At 60.0% G+C, this 15,524-nt stretch carries 15 protein-coding genes, 1 tRNA gene and 1 riboswitch; of the genes, 11 read left to right on the forward strand and 5 right to left on the reverse strand.

Annotation, left to right across the window (positions count from 1 at the left end):
• Positions 1-49 precede the first annotated feature (49 nt).
• Positions 50-319, forward strand: a complete 270-nt coding sequence (locus Q1A52_RS19120; RefSeq protein ID WP_299783360.1) for an usg protein — start codon at positions 50-52, stop codon at positions 317-319.
• Positions 320-325: 6 nt separating this feature from the next.
• Here the strand turns inward: Q1A52_RS19120 and Q1A52_RS19125 are convergent, their stop codons facing one another.
• A complete protein-coding gene (locus tag Q1A52_RS19125; protein ID WP_300019069.1) occupies positions 326-1,273 on the reverse strand; it encodes a radical SAM protein in 948 nt (315 codons plus the stop codon).
• A gap of 173 nt (positions 1,274-1,446) precedes the next feature.
• Between Q1A52_RS19125 and zwf the strand changes: the two genes are divergently transcribed.
• Genes zwf through pgi form a run of 3 tightly spaced genes read left to right on the forward strand, consistent with a single transcriptional unit; the run spans position 1,447 to position 5,170 of the window.
• Positions 1,447-2,913 (forward strand): glucose-6-phosphate dehydrogenase, encoded by a 1,467-nt coding sequence (zwf, locus tag Q1A52_RS19130; protein WP_300019071.1) that lies wholly within the window; start codon positions 1,447-1,449, stop codon positions 2,911-2,913.
• Entirely contained in the window at positions 2,910-3,581 is a 672-nt protein-coding gene (pgl, locus tag Q1A52_RS19135) for a 6-phosphogluconolactonase (RefSeq protein ID WP_300019073.1), read from the forward strand. The genes zwf and pgl overlap by 4 nt, the downstream gene beginning before the upstream one ends.
• Positions 3,578-5,170, forward strand: a complete 1,593-nt coding sequence (gene pgi / locus Q1A52_RS19140) for a glucose-6-phosphate isomerase (protein ID WP_300019075.1) — start codon at positions 3,578-3,580, stop codon at positions 5,168-5,170. Before pgl ends, pgi begins: the two co-directional genes overlap by 4 nt.
• Before the next feature lie 79 nt (positions 5,171-5,249).
• Here the strand turns inward: pgi and Q1A52_RS19145 are convergent, their stop codons facing one another.
• Positions 5,250-5,732, reverse strand: a complete 483-nt coding sequence (locus tag Q1A52_RS19145) for a thioesterase family protein (RefSeq protein ID WP_300019077.1) — start codon at positions 5,730-5,732, stop codon at positions 5,250-5,252.
• 127 nt (positions 5,733-5,859) lie between these two features.
• On the opposite strand from Q1A52_RS19145, the gene Q1A52_RS19150 reads away from it, so the two are divergent.
• The 7 genes from Q1A52_RS19150 (at position 5,860) to tenA (ending at position 12,107) form a co-directional block, all read left to right on the forward strand.
• Positions 5,860-7,479, forward strand: a complete 1,620-nt coding sequence (locus Q1A52_RS19150) for a long-chain-fatty-acid--CoA ligase (RefSeq protein WP_300019079.1) — start codon at positions 5,860-5,862, stop codon at positions 7,477-7,479.
• An 82-nt stretch (positions 7,480-7,561) separates the two neighbouring features.
• Positions 7,562-8,005: a hypothetical protein gene (locus Q1A52_RS19155; RefSeq protein ID WP_300019081.1), complete on the forward strand. Its 444-nt coding sequence runs from the start codon at positions 7,562-7,564 to the stop codon at positions 8,003-8,005.
• Between the two features lie 407 nt (positions 8,006-8,412).
• Positions 8,413-8,502, forward strand: a riboswitch (TPP riboswitch).
• 37 nt (positions 8,503-8,539) lie between these two features.
• Positions 8,540-9,325: a hydroxyethylthiazole kinase gene (gene thiM / locus Q1A52_RS19160; RefSeq protein WP_300019083.1), complete on the forward strand. Its 786-nt coding sequence runs from the start codon at positions 8,540-8,542 to the stop codon at positions 9,323-9,325.
• Complete coding sequence (thiE, locus tag Q1A52_RS19165) at positions 9,316-9,957, forward strand: thiamine phosphate synthase (RefSeq protein ID WP_300019085.1); 642 nt, start codon at positions 9,316-9,318, stop codon at positions 9,955-9,957. Before thiM ends, thiE begins: the two co-directional genes overlap by 10 nt.
• A complete protein-coding gene (gene thiD / locus Q1A52_RS19170; RefSeq protein ID WP_300019087.1) occupies positions 9,954-10,754 on the forward strand; it encodes a bifunctional hydroxymethylpyrimidine kinase/phosphomethylpyrimidine kinase in 801 nt (266 codons plus the stop codon). The genes thiE and thiD overlap by 4 nt, the downstream gene beginning before the upstream one ends.
• A gap of 10 nt (positions 10,755-10,764) precedes the next feature.
• A complete protein-coding gene (locus Q1A52_RS19175; RefSeq protein ID WP_300019090.1) occupies positions 10,765-11,424 on the forward strand; it encodes an ABC transporter substrate-binding protein in 660 nt (219 codons plus the stop codon).
• Positions 11,421-12,107, forward strand: a complete 687-nt coding sequence (tenA, locus tag Q1A52_RS19180; protein WP_300019092.1) for a thiaminase II — start codon at positions 11,421-11,423, stop codon at positions 12,105-12,107. The genes Q1A52_RS19175 and tenA overlap by 4 nt, the downstream gene beginning before the upstream one ends.
• Positions 12,108-12,450: 343 nt before the next feature.
• Here the strand turns inward: tenA and Q1A52_RS19185 are convergent.
• The 3 genes from Q1A52_RS19185 to Q1A52_RS19195 all read right to left on the reverse strand — a co-directional run bounded on the left by Q1A52_RS19185 (position 12,451) and on the right by Q1A52_RS19195 (position 15,467).
• A tRNA-Gly gene (locus Q1A52_RS19185) sits at positions 12,451-12,524 on the reverse strand.
• 46 nt (positions 12,525-12,570) lie between these two features.
• Positions 12,571-13,422, reverse strand: coding sequence for a class I SAM-dependent methyltransferase (locus tag Q1A52_RS19190; protein WP_300019094.1), 852 nt, complete (start codon positions 13,420-13,422; stop codon positions 12,571-12,573).
• A complete protein-coding gene (locus Q1A52_RS19195) occupies positions 13,419-15,467 on the reverse strand; it encodes an ASKHA domain-containing protein (RefSeq protein WP_300019096.1) in 2,049 nt (682 codons plus the stop codon). The genes Q1A52_RS19190 and Q1A52_RS19195 overlap by 4 nt, the downstream gene beginning before the upstream one ends.
• Between the last annotated feature and the right edge of the window lie 57 nt (positions 15,468-15,524).

Below are 15,524 nucleotides of genomic sequence, written 5' to 3' on the forward strand. Positions count from 1 at the left end.
TAATTCGTTCGTGTCATGCTGAGGTCGAGAAGCAGTCAAGAGGACAAAAATGCCCCTATCTGAAACCGAACTGATGCTGAAAGGCTACGGCCTGACCACGGCGGAGTTTTTCTATCACATGCCCGACTACACGCATGTGCTGAACACCTTCGTCTGGCAGGAATATGACCTTGCGCCGGACCACCCGAGGCTCTTTGAATTTGTCGAATTCTGGCAGGCTGAAATCGAAGGGCCGCTGCATTCGGTCCGATTCACCCATCGCAAGATGATCAGCCCGGGCGAGTGGCGCAATGTGACGGGTGAATTCACCCTGCACTAGGTCCCGTCAGGCCGAACAGCTGGCCCCGCCCAGCACGCAGAACTTCGCACAATGCGGATGGTTCAGCGCCACGTCGCGCTCTGCCTCTGCAAGCGTCTCGCCTAGCTCGAACTCGGGCGTGTAGGGCAACAGGGTGCAGGCCAGAACAGTCGGATGCGCGGTACCCTTGCGCTTGACCACCATCCGCGACGACGCGCACATCAGCGCATCGGGGGATTTGTTCAGAACACCCCAGCACCCGGTGGAGATTTCCGGCACCTCTACCGTCTCATCCATTTCAGGAAAAAGAACTGTCATTCCCGGGTCTTGCGCGTCGATGTCAAAGTCATGTCTGGCATAGAACGCCGCATATCCCGCGCGGCTTTCCGCGTCGCTGTGCGCCATGGTCGACCGGCCCGCCACGGCCATCCGGATGCCGGTGTCGCGCAGCCATTCCATCCCTTCGAGCGTCTTGGCAAAAGCACCCAACCCGCGCTCAGCGTCATGTAACTCGGCGCCATAGTGATCCAGCGAAACACGCAGGGTCATCTTGCCCGGATAGGCATCATTCAGCTCCTTGAGACCTTCCTGCATCTTGCGCCGCATCATCGGGCGCATCGCATTTGTCAGGATCAGAACGTCATACCCGCGCGCCAGGGCACTGCGCGCCAGGTCGATCATCTCCGGGTTCATGAAGGGTTCACCGCCGGTAAAGGCAATCTCGGTCACCGGCCAGTTGCGATCCTCAATCTGGTCGAGATAGGCAGCCACCTCTGCGGCGGAAATATAGACCAGCCGATCATTGGACGGGCTGCTCTCGATATAGCAATTGACGCATTCGATATTGCACAGCGTACCGGTGTTGAACCACAGCGTCTTGGGGGCCGTCAGGCTGACAGTGGCCCGTTTCTCTCCCTTTGCAGTCCATGTCGGATCGATGAATTTACCTGCATTGGCGGTTGCCAGATCTTTCATGGGAGAGGGTGCCTTTGGTCATCATTTGCCGTGAATGTGTGCTAGGGGATAGGTAAAGGCAAGAAAACAGGTTTTCATTTGCGTGCACGCTCTTGTGATCGGGGTTCATTCGGGGCATGTTTGCGCTAACATCAACCGCGGCCCGAGGGCCCCGTACTTCAGGATGATTTCTCATGGTTTCGCGCGTCATTCCGGTCGATCCTTTCGACCTCGTGATTTTTGGCGGCACCGGCGATCTGGCCCGGCGCAAAATCCTGCCAGGGCTGTTTCGGCGCTACTGTGCCGGGCAAATGCCCTCCGAGGCCCGCATCATCGGGGCCGCACGCGCCGAAATGGACGATGACGGATACCGCGAGATGGTGGGCGAGGCGATCCGGGAATTCGGCGGCACCGGTGACATTGACGCGGGCAAGCTGACCTCCTTTCTGGAAAACCTCTCCTATGTCGCCATCGACGCAAAGGGGGAGAACGGCTGGCGGGAACTGGCGGACCAGATGCGCCGCAAGGTGGTGCGGGCGTTCTATTTCTCGGTGGGGCCAAGCCTCTTCGGCGATCTGGCCGAGCGGCTGAACAATCACGGGCTCACCGATGAGCACAGCCGGATCGTTGTTGAAAAGCCCTTTGGCCGGGATCTTGAGACCGCCCGGCAACTCAACCGCGACCTCGCCGCCTTCTTCGACGAGGGCCAGATTTACCGCATCGATCACTATCTGGGCAAGGAAACGGTGCAGAACCTGATGGCTGTGCGCTTTGGCAACATGCTGTTCGAGCCGCTCTGGAACAGCCAGTTCGTCGATCACATCCAGATCACTGTGGCGGAAACCGTCGGCGTGGGCGGGCGAGGCGAATATTACGATAAATCCGGCGCGATGCGCGACATGGTGCAGAACCACCTGATGCAGCTTTTGTGCCTGATCGCGATGGAGCCGCCGGCGCGGTTCGATCCTGATGCGGTGCGTGACGAAAAGCTTAAGGTGATCCGGGCGCTGGAGGACGTGGAGCCGCATCATATCGTGCGCGGGCAGTATGACGCAGACCCGGACGATCCCGAGGATCTGCCCGACTATCGCACCGCGGTTGAAAACCCGAAATCCAAGACCGAAAGCTTTATCGCTATGAAGACCCATATCGCCAACTGGCGGTGGGCAGGCACGCCGTTTTACCTGCGGACGGGCAAGCGGCTGGTCGCGCGATCCTCGGAAATCTCGATTGTCTTCAAGGACACGCCGCATTCCATTTTCGGCGAGGAGGCGGGGCGGCACCGCAACGTGCTGTCGATCCGGCTGCAGCCCAATGAGGGCATCAAGCTGGGCGTGACCATCAAGGAACCGGGCCCCGGCGGAATGCGGCTCATGGATGTCCCGCTCGATATGACTTTTGCCGATGCGCTGGGGCCGGAGGGGGCGGAAAATGTCGATGCCTATGAACGGCTTATCATGGATGTGATCCGCGGCAACCAGACCCTTTTCATGCGCGGCGACGAGGTGGAAGCGGCCTGGGCCTGGACCGATCCGATCATCGAAGGCTGGACAAAACGGGGGGATGTGCCCAAGCCTTACGACAGCCACAGCGCAGGCCCTGATGCCTCCGCTCAGCTGATGCGTCGGGACGATCGGGAATGGCGAGAGGTGACCCCATGAACTTCAACGAAAATGCAGACCGCGATATGGCGATCATGAATGTGGCCCATGCGGTGACCAGCGATTTGCGCAAATGCCTGTTGAACCACGAGTTTGCGAGCTTTGCGGTGCCGGGCGGGACGACGCCGGGGCCGATCTTTGACGCCATGAGTTCGGTGGATCTCGACTGGGACCGGGTGCATGTGATGCTGACCGATGAACGTTGGGTGCCTGAAGACCATGCCCGGTCGAACGCGGGACTGGTGAAATCACGGCTAATGACCGGCAATGCGGCGGCGGCGAAGTTTCTGTCGTTCTACCGCGAGGGCATGACAGCACAGGAGGCCGCCCCCGGCATATCGGAAGACTTTGCCGCGGACATGCCTATTTCCGTGCTGCTGTTGGGCATGGGGGCGGATATGCATACGGCCTCGCTTTTTCCCGGCGCTCCGGGTGTGGAGGCGGCAATGGCGCGCAACGCACCGCTTGTCTGCGCCGTCACGCCTGCGGATCAGCCGGAAGAGCGCATCACCTTCAGCGCGCAGGCTCTGGATGGGGCGATGAACAAACATCTGGTGATCTTTGGCGACGACAAGAAGGCCGCTTTTGAAAGGGCGCAACGGCTTTCGCCGCTTGAGGCGCCTATTTCTGCTGTCATTACGGAAGGAACGGTGCATTGGGCCGCATGACCGCACGGTGGGATGCTCTGCGCGCCCGCTTTGACGAAACAAAAGAGCGGTCGATCCTCTCTCTCTTTGAAACGCCGGATCGGGCGGGGCGGTTCAGCGCGCAGACCGGGGATATGCTTTTTGATTATTCCAAGACGAACATCGACGCGGCGACCCGCGCGGCGCTGATCGACCTGGTTGAAGCGGCTGGTGTTGCAGAGAAACGCGAGGCCATGTTCACGGGCGCGCCCATCAACGACACCGAAGGGCGCGCGGTCCTGCACACCGCCTTGCGCAATCTCGATGGCGGGCCCGTTCTGGTGGACGGTTTCGATGTCATGCCTGACGTGCTGGCGACTTTGGACCGGATGCGGATCTACGCCAATCACGTCCGGGACAGCGAGATCACGGATGTGGTGAACATCGGCATCGGCGGATCCGATCTGGGGCCTGCGATGGCGGTCGAGGCGCTCTCGCCCTATCACGACGGGCCGCGCTGCCACTTTGTCTCCAATGTGGACGGCGCACATATCGCCGATACGTTGCGCGGGCTGGATGCCAAAACGACGCTGGTGATCGTGGCCTCCAAGACGTTCACGACGATCGAGACGATGACAAATGCCCGAACGGCGAAAGCCTGGATGCAGGATCACGGTGGTGATCCCTCGGCCCAGTTTGCGGCTCTGAGCACCTCCGACGAGAAAACCCGGGACTTCGGCATCCCGGCGGAACGTGTCTTCGGGTTCGAGGATTGGGTCGGCGGGCGCTATTCGGTCTGGGGGCCGATTGGCCTGTCACTAATGATCGCCATTGGGCCCAAGGGATTCGACGCTTTCCTGCGGGGTGGCCAAGACATGGACAGGCACTTCCGCGCCGCCGCATGGGCAGAGAACCTGCCGGTCATGCTGGCGCTGGTGGGCCTTTGGCATGCGCAGGTTTGTGGCCACGCCAGCCGTGCGGTTTTGCCCTACGATCAGCGGTTGGCGAAGCTGCCCGATTACTTGCAGCAACTTGAAATGGAATCGAACGGCAAGGGTGTGCAGATGGATGGCACGCCCGTCTCGGTCCCAAGTGGTCCGGTGGTTTGGGGCGCGGCAGGGACAAACGGGCAGCACGCGTTTTATCAGCTGATCCATCAGGGCACGCGCGTGATCCCCTGCGAGTTCATGATCGCGGCGGAGGGGCACGAGGCAGAACTGGCACATCATCATCAGCTGCTGATTGCGAATTGTCTGGCCCAATCCGAAGCCCTGATGCGGGGCCGCAGTCTTGATGAGGCGCGTGAAAAGATGCGGGCGGCGGGTTTTACGGGGGATGAGCTTGAGCGGCAGGCACATCACCGCGTCTTCACGGGGAACCGCCCCTCGACAACACTGGTCTACCCGCAGCTCGACCCCTTCACGCTGGGTCAGATCGTGGCGCTTTATGAGCATCGCGTTTTTGTCGAGGGAGTGGTCCTGGGCATCAACTCCTATGATCAATGGGGGGTTGAGTTGGGCAAGGAATTGGCGACGTCCCTGCAACCTGTCGTCGAGGGATCCGCCGATCCGCAGGGCAAGGATGGGTCAACTGCCCAGTTGGTCACCTTTATCAGACGCCATCAATCCTGATCAAAGGTGGCCTAAAGCCCACGTTACCTGCTGGCTGAAACGCTTTCGATTGGCAGGTAGGGTGGGCTTTAGGCCAACCTCAGCGATGCGGTCGTGCGCCGTCGATATCGATCATTTTCTGCCGCACGTCCTCGGGGATCGGATAGCGGCCTGATCCGTCCGCATTCAGCAATACCAGCACACAGTCAAACGTAGCGCGCAGCGTACCGCCAGCCCAAAGCGTCTGCGCCAGTGAAAACGACGTGGTACGGAACGCGATGCAGCCGCAGGTCACCACATAGTCTTCATCCATGCGCATTTCCTGCCGGTAGTGGATTTGGCCTGACCGGATCACGATCCGCGGGTCATCTCCACTGCCCATGTAACGCGACAAGCCCCAATCCTGCGTGTACTTGATGCGCAGCCTTTCAAACCAATGCATATAGACCGCATTGTTCACGTGATTGAGAACATCCAGCTCTGAAAATCGCACCCGGTCCGCCATTGCGAGCGGCGCCGGCGGATCAATGCCAAGCGCCAATTGGCGCTCAAGGGAAAGCGGCGTGTGATATTGAAGGGTCATACCGCTCCCTTACGCACCGGGAGTGAATTTGCCAAGACTTGCCAGCGCGCGGCCCTCAAGGCAGGGTAGGGGACGGGCCTGCACCTGCGCTCCGTATACACAGACCGACGCGTGACGGGAGATCACAATGCTTGGCCAGATGATGACAGCCCCTTTGCTGATTTCTTCGCTCATCGATCATGCGGCGCGCTATCACGGCGACACGCCAATCGTCTCCGTCAACACCGGCGGTGGGCATGAGACGACCAGCTGGGGCGCGGTGGCCCGCAACGTAAAACAACTGGCCAGCGCCCTGGATAGCCTCGGGCTGAAACCTCAGACCCGCTGCGCCACGATCGCCTGGAACAACCGGCGGCATCTGGAGATATACTTCGGTGTGTCCGGCGGCGGCTTTGTCTGTCACACGATCAACCCGCGCCTCTTCCCGGATCAGCTTGTGTATATCATCAACCATGCTGAGGATGAGGTGCTGTTCATCGACAGCACTTTTGTCCCGCTGGTGGCGTCCATCCGCGACCAGCTGACCACGCTGAAACACATCGTGCTGCTGGAAGACACCGTGGGTGCAGCGGCCGAAACACTGCCAGACCTCATCGCCTATGACGATCTGCTGGCCCAGGGGGACGCGAAGTATCAATACCCGCAGTTCGACGAATTGACCGCGTCGAGCCTCTGCTACACCTCCGGCACCACCGGGAACCCCAAGGGTGTGCTTTTCTCGCACCGGTCCACCGTGCTGCACAGCCTTGCCTGCAACCTGAAGGACAGCCTCGGGTTTTCAGCGATGGATGTGGTGTTGCCGGTTGTGCCGATGTTCCATGTCAACGCCTGGGGCACGCCCTACGCCTGTGCCATGGTCGGGGCGCGGATGGTGCTGCCCGGTCCGGGGCTCGATGGCCCGTCGCTGGTGGCGCTGATCGACACGCATAAGGTCTCCATCGCTCTGGGCGTGCCCACCATCTGGCTGGGCCTGCTGGGCGAGGCAAAAAAGGCGGGCAGTGCCCTGAGCAGTCTGCAACGCACGGTTGTCGGCGGCTCTGCCTGTCCGCCTTCGATGATCGCAGCGTTCCGCGACACCTTCGGGGTGGAGACCATCCACGCCTGGGGCATGACGGAGATGTCACCCATTGGCTCTGTCAATCAGCCGCTGGCCAAACATCTGGATCTTGAGACCCAAGCGTTGCACCGGCTGCGTGAAAATCAGGGGCGACCGCCCTGGGGCGTCGAACTGACGATTGTCGATGAGGCCGGACACCCTCTGCCACATGACGGCAAGACGCAGGGCGAATTGCTGGTGCGCGGGCATTTCATTCTCGATGCCTATTTCCGCGCGACATCGCACGAAACCCTGCAGAACGGCTGGTTCAACACAGGTGACATCGCCACGCTGGACCCGGAGGGCTATCTGACCATCCGCGACCGGTCCAAGGACATCATCAAATCAGGGGGCGAATGGATCAGCTCGGTAGAGCTTGAAAACATCGCGATCGCCCACCCGCACCTCAGCGATGCCGCGGTGATCGGCGCACCCCATCCCAAATGGGACGAACGGCCGGTGCTGGTTGCGGTCAAGGCGGAAGGCGTGGAGCCGGACGCGGATGACCTGCTGGCCTTCTTCGAGGGCAAGATCGCCAAGTGGCAGATCCCTGACAAGGTCGTCTTCACCGACGCGCTGCCGCGCAATGCCACGGGAAAGGTGCTGAAACGTGACTTGCGGGACACTTTTGCAAAGATCTTACTGACGTAAGGCTCTTTTAACCCAAAGGTCCGACAAAGTGCCTTAGAAGAGTTTCTACCTGTGATTACACTTTCGTCCCCGGAGACACGCTATGAAGTTGCCTGCCCTGATCCTTGCCGCGGCGCTGCCGACCACTGCGCTTGCAGGCCCAGACCGTGTGTCGATCCTGCTGGGGTCAGAGCACTTCAATGCCACTGAAGATTTTCGCGAATTCAATCCCGGTGTGTTCCTCACTTGGGAGCGGGAGGTGTTCGACTATACCATTGGCGTTTTCCAAAACAGCTACTCCAACATGTCGCCAATGATTTCAGTCGGTTATGACGTGGAGGTTGCGACGGAATTCGAGGTTGGCGTCTTCGCGGGCCTCGCCGTCTACCCCGGCGAAGGCGACCGGTTCGATCATTCCATTGGCGACGTGATCCCGCTCATCGGTCTCCAGGCGCGCTACCGGAACTTCTTTACGCAACTGCTGCCCGCAGACGGGCAATCAACGGACGGCGTGCTGACCTTCGGTATCACGTTCGAGTTGGACTAGGCCCGACGATTTCGAAAAATCACAGTGGAATGGGCGACGGCAATCGCGCCCGTAGCCTGTTTTAGCCAGCGACCTTGACGTCATTGACGCCTTTCTCCCCCGCTACGGGGGCGTGGTGTAAAAAACCTCTCAGGCGATCGTAAAATAACTATTGGAAATTAACCGGAGTTGACCGTCTTCGCAGGCAGGTTGTGAACAATAAGCTGTGAAACCCGTTTGAGGCTGTTGGAGTGGCGCAGCGTCCAGCGGTACGCCCCAGTGGGCCTCCACTCCCGGTTTTGCGGATACTGTGGTCATAACATCGATGCAGCTGGATGCCAGCCTTGCAAAGATTGCATCTCAGAAACGGAAAACCTGACCTGCGGACGCTTACAACGGTTGACAGATCTCCCAGGGCTTGACTACCAAGGCACGACCGGGGGCGCCTGATGGCTGAGAAGTACCCTTTGAACCTGAACCAGATAATGCTGGCGGAGGGAGGGTAAAAGTCGCTTCTCCGCGGTCTTCCTTGTTTCGCCGGTCGGAGAAGAGACCGTGAAGACAGAAGACGTAGTGTCAGCCTTGCACAGGCAATCCCCACTTGTTCATTGTATCACGAACTATGTTGCCATGAACACCGCCGCTAACGTCTTGCTGGCGGCAGGTGCGTCGCCTGCCATGGTTCATGCCGAGGCAGAGGTTTCGGATTTTGTACCTGTCAGCGGTGCCCTGACCATTAACATCGGCACATTGTCCCCGGCCTGGGTCAGGGCGATGCAAAAGGCCGTAGATACGGCCACAGCGTCGGACACAGCTTGGGTGCTCGATCCGGTGGCCCATTTTGCGACACCTTATCGTGGCCAGGTTGTGCAGGATCTGATCGCAAGGGGCCCTGCGATTGTGCGGGGGAACGCCTCTGAAATTCTGGCGCTGAGCGGCACGGCAACCGCAGGCAAAGGGGCCGATAGCGGAGACAGTGTGGCCGATGCCGAGAGTGCCGCCACGACGTTTGCAAAGGCGCAGGGGTGCGTCGTGGCAATAACGGGTCAGGAGGATTTTGTCACCGATGGCACCCGAAAGGCGCATGTCGCTGGTGGGTCTGAACTCATGCCAAAGGTGACTGCGATGGGCTGCTCCCTGACCGCATTGATGGGGGCCTGTGTGGCCGTCGCGCCACCTTTCGAGGCGGCCCTGACGGCCCTGTCGATGTTCGGATATGCAGGCGAGCGCGCAGCGCAGACCGCCAATGGCCCCGGAAGTTTTCAAGTCGCCTTCCTCGATGCGTTATCGCAAACCAAACCTGTCAACTTTGCCGGGGACGCGTTGATCCAATGGCATTGAACCGTGCGGCATTGCGCCTCTACCTCGTCACCGATCCTCTGCTGTGCAAGAACCTGGGCGTGGTGGACACGGTGCTACGGGCTGTCGCTGGCGGGGTCACGATGGTGCAGCTGCGCGACAAACCTGCCACCACGGCCGAGCGCATTGCCTTGGCGCGCGCTTTGATGCTGGCTCTCAAAGGGACCGGCGTCCCGCTGGTCGTCAACGACGATCTGGAGGCGGCTGTCGTGTCTGGTGCTGACGGGGCGCATATCGGACAAGCTGATGGGTCGCCCGATCAGGCACGTGCAAGGCTGGGACCAGACCGCATTTTAGGTCTGTCCTGCGAAACACCGCAGGCCGTGCGGGCCGCGAAAACTGCCCCCGTCGACTATCTGGGTCTGGGGCCGGTCTTTGCGACCGGAACCAAGAGGGATCACGAGCGTCCGATAGGCTTTGACGGCCTGGCTGCATTGGTTGCGGAAACAGATCTACCAACAGTGGCAATTGGCGGTTTGAAGGCAGACCATGTGCCCGCTGTGATGGCGACAGGCGTTGATGGTCTGTCCGTTGTGTCTGCCATCTGCGGGAAAACAGATCCGCAGATGGCCGCAGCCGCCTTCCTTCACCCAGACAACAGGAGCGCAAAGTGATCGTGAATGTTCTTTCAATTGCCGGGTCCGACCCTTCCGGTGGTGCTGGGATTCAGGCAGATATCAAGGCAATTTCAGCAAATGGCGCGTTCGCGATGGCCGCTGTCACCGCTCTGACGGCTCAGAATACCCAAGGTGTCAGCGGTGTGCACCTCGTGCCGCCTGAGTTTGTTTCAGAGCAAATCGAAGCAGTTTTTGCAGATATCCATGTCGCCGCAATCAAAATCGGCATGATCGCGAATGCGCAGATTGCCAGCGCGGTAGCAAGATCCATCAGCGCGCACCCAGAGGTGCCGGTGATCCTCGACCCCGTGATGATCGCCAAGGGGCGGGCTCCCCTGTTGGCGCCGGATGCAATCGCAATACTGCGCGAGAAACTGCTGCCACTGGCGACGGTGCTTACGCCAAACCTGCCAGAGGCAGCTCATCTGCTCGGTCGCGCACCCGCCGCAAAGCGAGCGGAAATGGAGGCACAGGGCAGGGCGCTCTGCGCACTCGGCCCAAAGGCCGTCTTGATGAAGGGAGGGCATCTCGATGGCACCCACAGCCCCGATGTACTGGTCACGTCAGAGAGTGCGCAGTGGTTCGAAGCATCGCGTACGTTAACGCAAAACACCCATGGCACTGGGTGCACCCTGTCCTCTGCTCTTGCAGCACACATAGGTAAAGGTGCGGCCTTGCGTGAGGCTGTGACGGCTGCCAAAGCCTATGTCTCCGCAGCCATTTCAGGCGCAGATTCCCTGTCGGTTGGCAAAGGCCACGGCCCGACCCACCACTTTGCCGAATTCTACGATTGAGGTCTGACCCATGAAACTGACGTCCCTTGCGCCCCTTTTGACGCTAATCACTTTTCCGGCAATGGCAGAGCACCCGGCAAAGGCCATGTTTGACGGGTTCATTGATCCCAATCACCAGCCATTCGTTATTACTCACGACCCCGGCTATTCCGCGAAAACTGATCTTGGCGTGGAGGCTGTCGCGTCTGCTGACCCGTTTGGTCCACCCAAAATCGTTGCGACGGATCAGGCTAGTATCATGATCTCCAGCCCCGTTCAGCTCCGTCTGCAAATCCACGAAGGCCAGCCCTTGGAATGCGTTGAAACCCTGGAGGTGACACTCGACGACGGCTTACCGGAGTTGGACGGCGGTCCGATCTGGACGCCCGCTGATCTAGCGGGTCAAAAGGTCAACTTGTTTTTGGATGACGTTGAAGAGGTCGTTCTGGACGCGATGCAGTTTATCGAAAATCATCTGCAAGTGGGCCGCCGGAATCCTGCGGCACTCTCCCTAGAACTTCACAAGCCAAATGAACGCGCCTGGATCGACACGGCGCCCCTTTTTTCGCTGCACCTCATTGCGCTGGATATTGGGCGCAATATCCGGTTTTGCGCCTCTTTCTGCGTGGCTGATCCGATCACTGGCATCAATCCGGTCTTCGCCATCGCAATTGATGTGACTGCATCATGACTGCATCGCGCTATGGCCACGTCTTTGCGGCGTTAAAGGATGGATGCCCGTCAGCATGGGTCACCTACACACAGCATCCCTTTGTAACCGGTTTGGGTGACGGGACGCTGCCGCGCGCCGCATTTTTACACTATCTGGTTCAGGATTATGTGTTTCTTGTTCACTTCGCCCGCGCTTGGTCGCTTGGCGTGGTCAAGGCGGAGACCCTTGACGAGATGAAGATCTGCGCCAGCACCGTGAATGCACTTGTGAACCACGAAATGGCGTTGCACGTGAAAACCTGTGCAGCCGAAGGCATTGATGAGGAAAAGATTTTTGGAGCAAAAGAGGAAGTGGCGAACCTCGCCTATACCCGATTTGTCATGGATAGCGGGCTACAGGGAGATTTTCTCGATCTGATCGCTGCCCTCGCGCCTTGCTGCTTTGGATATGGCGAAATCGGATTGACACTGGCGGTGAATGCCACACCGGACACACCCTATGCCGATTGGATCGCGACCTATGCGAACGACGACTACCAGCAGGTGATGATTGCTGTGGGTCAGATGTTGGATGCCGCCGTCATCCGAAGGCTTGGACCGGACTACAGGCAAAGCCCTCGTTGGGCACGGCTGCAAACGCGGTTCACCGTAGCAACAGAACTTGAGGCCGGATTCTGGGACATGGGGCTGCGTGGTACATAAGACTTGCCCTGTGGTCACCATCCTATCGGCCTGAAACCACTCTTCGCAGGGATCAATTGCGGCAGGCCGGTGCGCCTGCCTGCTTGGAAAGCCCAGGGTGAATACATCCACCGTCCTACGGCTCATTCTTGAGGTTGCAGCCGAACAACCCATTCTATTTGACCATTTGCGCCAATGGTCACCCCTTGCAGGCTCGAAGCTGGGTCGAGATCGCAGAGGGGCATTGCCACGATGGGCATGCTCCCGCGCACCCCATTTTTACGTCGCCGTCTACAGCGCGCGCTGCAATGCGACTTGCAGAACGCAAGAAATTGAAAAAAATGGAATTTTCATGTTTCTGATGTGGAGCGGGTAACGAGAATCGAACTCGTAACTTAAGCTTGGGAAGCTCGCGTGATACCTTTTCACCATACCCGCGCCCTGCCGGTGACCTATTGTTTTCACCTGATGCGGTCAAGGGCCGTCAGCGATCTGCGCGGCGCGCTTTGAAGAAATTGATCTCTGCTGGAACACGCACGCCCTGATCCGTCTGAAAGGCCTCAAACGCTTTCTCAACGCGGACCGCAATGGCTTCTGCATCGGCGGCAGACCCCTGGAAATACTCGACGGTGCGCGCCGCCGGACCGACGCTTGTCGCCATGCGGGCCACGTCGGGCAAACGGCCCGGTGGAGACAGGTGGAGTGCAACCACGTCAGCAGAAACATCGGTGAAGCCCGCATCCGTCAGAATGTCAGTCACCCGCGCCATGTCGCGAAAGGCAAAGGGGCCGGGCGCATCGGGATCGACCGACGGTGGCGCGCCCAATTCCTCCTTTGCCGCCTGTGCGGCAATGGTGAACCACGGGTTCTGCTGAATTTGCCCCCAAGCGGCAAAAGTGACATCAGCACCGGGCTTCAACCCCTTGAGGATATTCCTGAAAGCCGCAACAGGGTCGGCAAAGAACATCACGCCAAATCGGGAAATCAGGTGATCGTAGCTCTCTGCGTTAAAGGTGTAGTCTGACGCATCTGCGACCTCGAAGGTGACGTTATTGGCTGCACCCGCCCGCGCCGAGGCATGCGCCAGCATGGTGGGCGAAATGTCGGCGCCAAAGACAAAACCGTCCGCGCCAACGCGCTCAGCGGCCTGAAGGGTGCTTGCCCCCGTGCCGCAGCCGATGTCCAGCACCCGGTCCCCCGGACGCAGAGGCGCGCGCTCAAACAACCCATCCAGCACCGGCTGCATGAAGGCATCCAGCATCTCCTGCTGCTCGACCCATTTCTGCCCCGCGCTCGTGGTCCAGAACGCCGCCTGATCGCTGTTGTCTTGACTCATCCGCGTCTCCTTCTGCGCCGCCCGCCACCACTGGCATCATCCGATCCACCGCCTGTGTTGAAAGTCGCCGTGGGCAGGGTGACGATGGAATTGAGAATGGGGAAGGGCTCCACCGCATTGGGGATCGCCGAGGCATTCACGAAATGCTCCTGAAAGCGCGGCTCGATGGCGGTTTCGACCTTGTGGATCGCACGTACCGTCGCCTCGATCTCCGCCCGCGCCCCGGTGTTCAGCAGCGCAATCCGTGCACCGGTGCCAGCTGCATTGCCCGCGGATGTGACCTTGTCCAGCGGCGCATCCGGGATCATGCCCAGCACCATGGCGTGTTTGGTGGAGATATGCGCCCCAAAGGCCCCGGCCAGCACCACCCGGTCCACCTTGTCGACGCCGAATTTGTCCATCAGCAGACGCGCGCCGGAATAGAGCGCGGCCTTGGCCATCTGAATCTCGCGGATATCGCGGTTGGTGATGGTGATCAGCGGTCCACCCGAGGCGGTGCCGTCATGCACCAGATAGGAATTGGTCCGCCCGTCCTGAAACACCCGGTCCGAGCCCGTCTGCTCCGGCGAGCCGATGAGACCGGGTGCGTCGACAATCCCGTGCATGCGCATCTCGGCAACCATCTCGATGATGCCGGAGCCGCAGATGCCAGTAATGCCCGTCGCGCCGATCATATCCTCGAAACCGTCTTCATCCGACCACAGATCCGACCCGATGACCTTGAAGCGCGGGACCTTGGTGACGGGGTCAATCTCCACTCGTTCAATGGCACCGGGGGCGGCGCGCTGGCCCGAGCTGATCTGTGCGCCCTCAAAGGCAGGTCCCGTAGGAGAGGAGCAGGCCAGCACCTTCTCCCGGTTGCCCAGCAGGATTTCCGCATTGGTGCCCACATCCACCACCAGCACCAGATCATCGGATTTGTCCGGGGCCTCCGAGAGGGCCACCGCAGCGGCATCCGCGCCCACATGCCCCGCGATGCAAGGCAGCAGGTAAAGGCGCGCAGAGGGGTGGATGTTCAGCTCCAGATCATCGGCTCGCAGGCGCAGCGCGTTATTGGTGGCCAGCGCAAAAGGGGCCTGACCGAGTTCGAAGGGGTCGATGCCCAACAGCAGGTGATGCATCACCGGATTGCAGACAAAGACCGCATCCACGATCAGTTCCTTGTCAATCGCCGCTTCTGTGGCGATCTGGGTGAAGAGGCCACACATGCCTTCGCGCACCGCGCGGGTCATTTCCTCGGCCCCCTTGGCGTTCATCATCGAATAGGAAACCCGGCTCATCAGATCTTCGCCAAAACGGATTTGCGGGTTCATCACCCCAGAGGACGCCAATACTTCCCCCGTCTGCAGGTCACAGAGGTGTGCCGCGATGGTGGTAGACCCCAGATCGACCGCCAGCCCGTAAACGGTACCGTCGTAATACCCCGGCCAGATGTTCATGATACGGGGGCGGTTTTCCTGATCGCCCAGATGCACGGCCACGGTCACTTTCCAGTCGCCCTTGCGCAGAACCGGTTGCATGGACTGCAGGATGTGCAGATCGGCGGTGACATCCGCCAGATCCCACTGGCTTTCCAGCGCGTCACGCAAACGTTCCAGATCGCCCGAGGGATCATGCATGTCCGGTTCGGCGACTTCCACGTAGAAGAGCTTGGTCGAGGGATCGAGCACGATCTCGCGCGCCTCGGCGCGTTTGCGCACCACCTGTTTGTGCACCTGGCTTTCGGGCGGCACGTCGATGACCACATCGCCCTGCACCGTCGCCTGACAGCCCAGCCTACGGCCTTTGATCAGCCCGCGTTTGTCGTCGTAGCGCTGCTCGACGCTGTTCCACGCCGAGAGCGCGTCTTCCTTCACGGTGACGCCGTGTTTCGAGAACTCCCCATAGCTGGGGGTGATCTGGCATTTCGAGCAGATGCCCCGCCCGCCGCAGACGGAATCGAGGTCGACGCCTAGCTGGCGCGCCGCCGTCAGGATCGGGGTGCCGGTCGGGAAATGGCCGCGTTTACCGGAGGGCGTGAAGACGACAAGGGGGTCGTTGCTCATAAGTCTTGGTCACCTGTTGATTGTCTGACGTCAGGATAGGGGCGGCAGAGGCGTGCG

This window comes from uncultured Roseobacter sp. (assembly GCF_947488185.1).
Taxonomy (GTDB): Bacteria; Pseudomonadota; Alphaproteobacteria; order Rhodobacterales; family Rhodobacteraceae; genus Roseobacter.

What these genes read in the sequence shown, in the direction of transcription:
- pgl (WP_300019073.1), top strand. Translation starts at nt 2,910, where the DNA reads ATGAACTTCAACGAAAATGCAGACCGCGATATGGCGATCATGAATGTG.
- Q1A52_RS19145 (WP_300019077.1), bottom strand. Translation starts at nt 5,732, where the DNA reads ATGACCCTTCAATATCACACGCCGCTTTCCCTTGAGCGCCAATTGGCG.
- Q1A52_RS19195 (WP_300019096.1), bottom strand. Translation starts at nt 15,467, where the DNA reads ATGAGCAACGACCCCCTTGTCGTCTTCACGCCCTCCGGTAAACGCGGC.
- Q1A52_RS19150 (WP_300019079.1), top strand. Translation starts at nt 5,860, where the DNA reads ATGCTTGGCCAGATGATGACAGCCCCTTTGCTGATTTCTTCGCTCATC.
- Q1A52_RS19155 (WP_300019081.1), top strand. Translation starts at nt 7,562, where the DNA reads ATGAAGTTGCCTGCCCTGATCCTTGCCGCGGCGCTGCCGACCACTGCG.
- Q1A52_RS19120 (WP_299783360.1), top strand. Translation starts at nt 50, where the DNA reads ATGCCCCTATCTGAAACCGAACTGATGCTGAAAGGCTACGGCCTGACC.
- Q1A52_RS19175 (WP_300019090.1), top strand. Translation starts at nt 10,765, where the DNA reads ATGAAACTGACGTCCCTTGCGCCCCTTTTGACGCTAATCACTTTTCCG.
- pgi (WP_300019075.1), top strand. Translation starts at nt 3,578, where the DNA reads ATGACCGCACGGTGGGATGCTCTGCGCGCCCGCTTTGACGAAACAAAA.
- zwf (WP_300019071.1), top strand. Translation starts at nt 1,447, where the DNA reads ATGGTTTCGCGCGTCATTCCGGTCGATCCTTTCGACCTCGTGATTTTT.
- Q1A52_RS19190 (WP_300019094.1), bottom strand. Translation starts at nt 13,422, where the DNA reads ATGAGTCAAGACAACAGCGATCAGGCGGCGTTCTGGACCACGAGCGCG.
- thiE (WP_300019085.1), top strand. Translation starts at nt 9,316, where the DNA reads ATGGCATTGAACCGTGCGGCATTGCGCCTCTACCTCGTCACCGATCCT.
- tenA (WP_300019092.1), top strand. Translation starts at nt 11,421, where the DNA reads ATGACTGCATCGCGCTATGGCCACGTCTTTGCGGCGTTAAAGGATGGA.
- Q1A52_RS19125 (WP_300019069.1), bottom strand. Translation starts at nt 1,273, where the DNA reads ATGAAAGATCTGGCAACCGCCAATGCAGGTAAATTCATCGATCCGACA.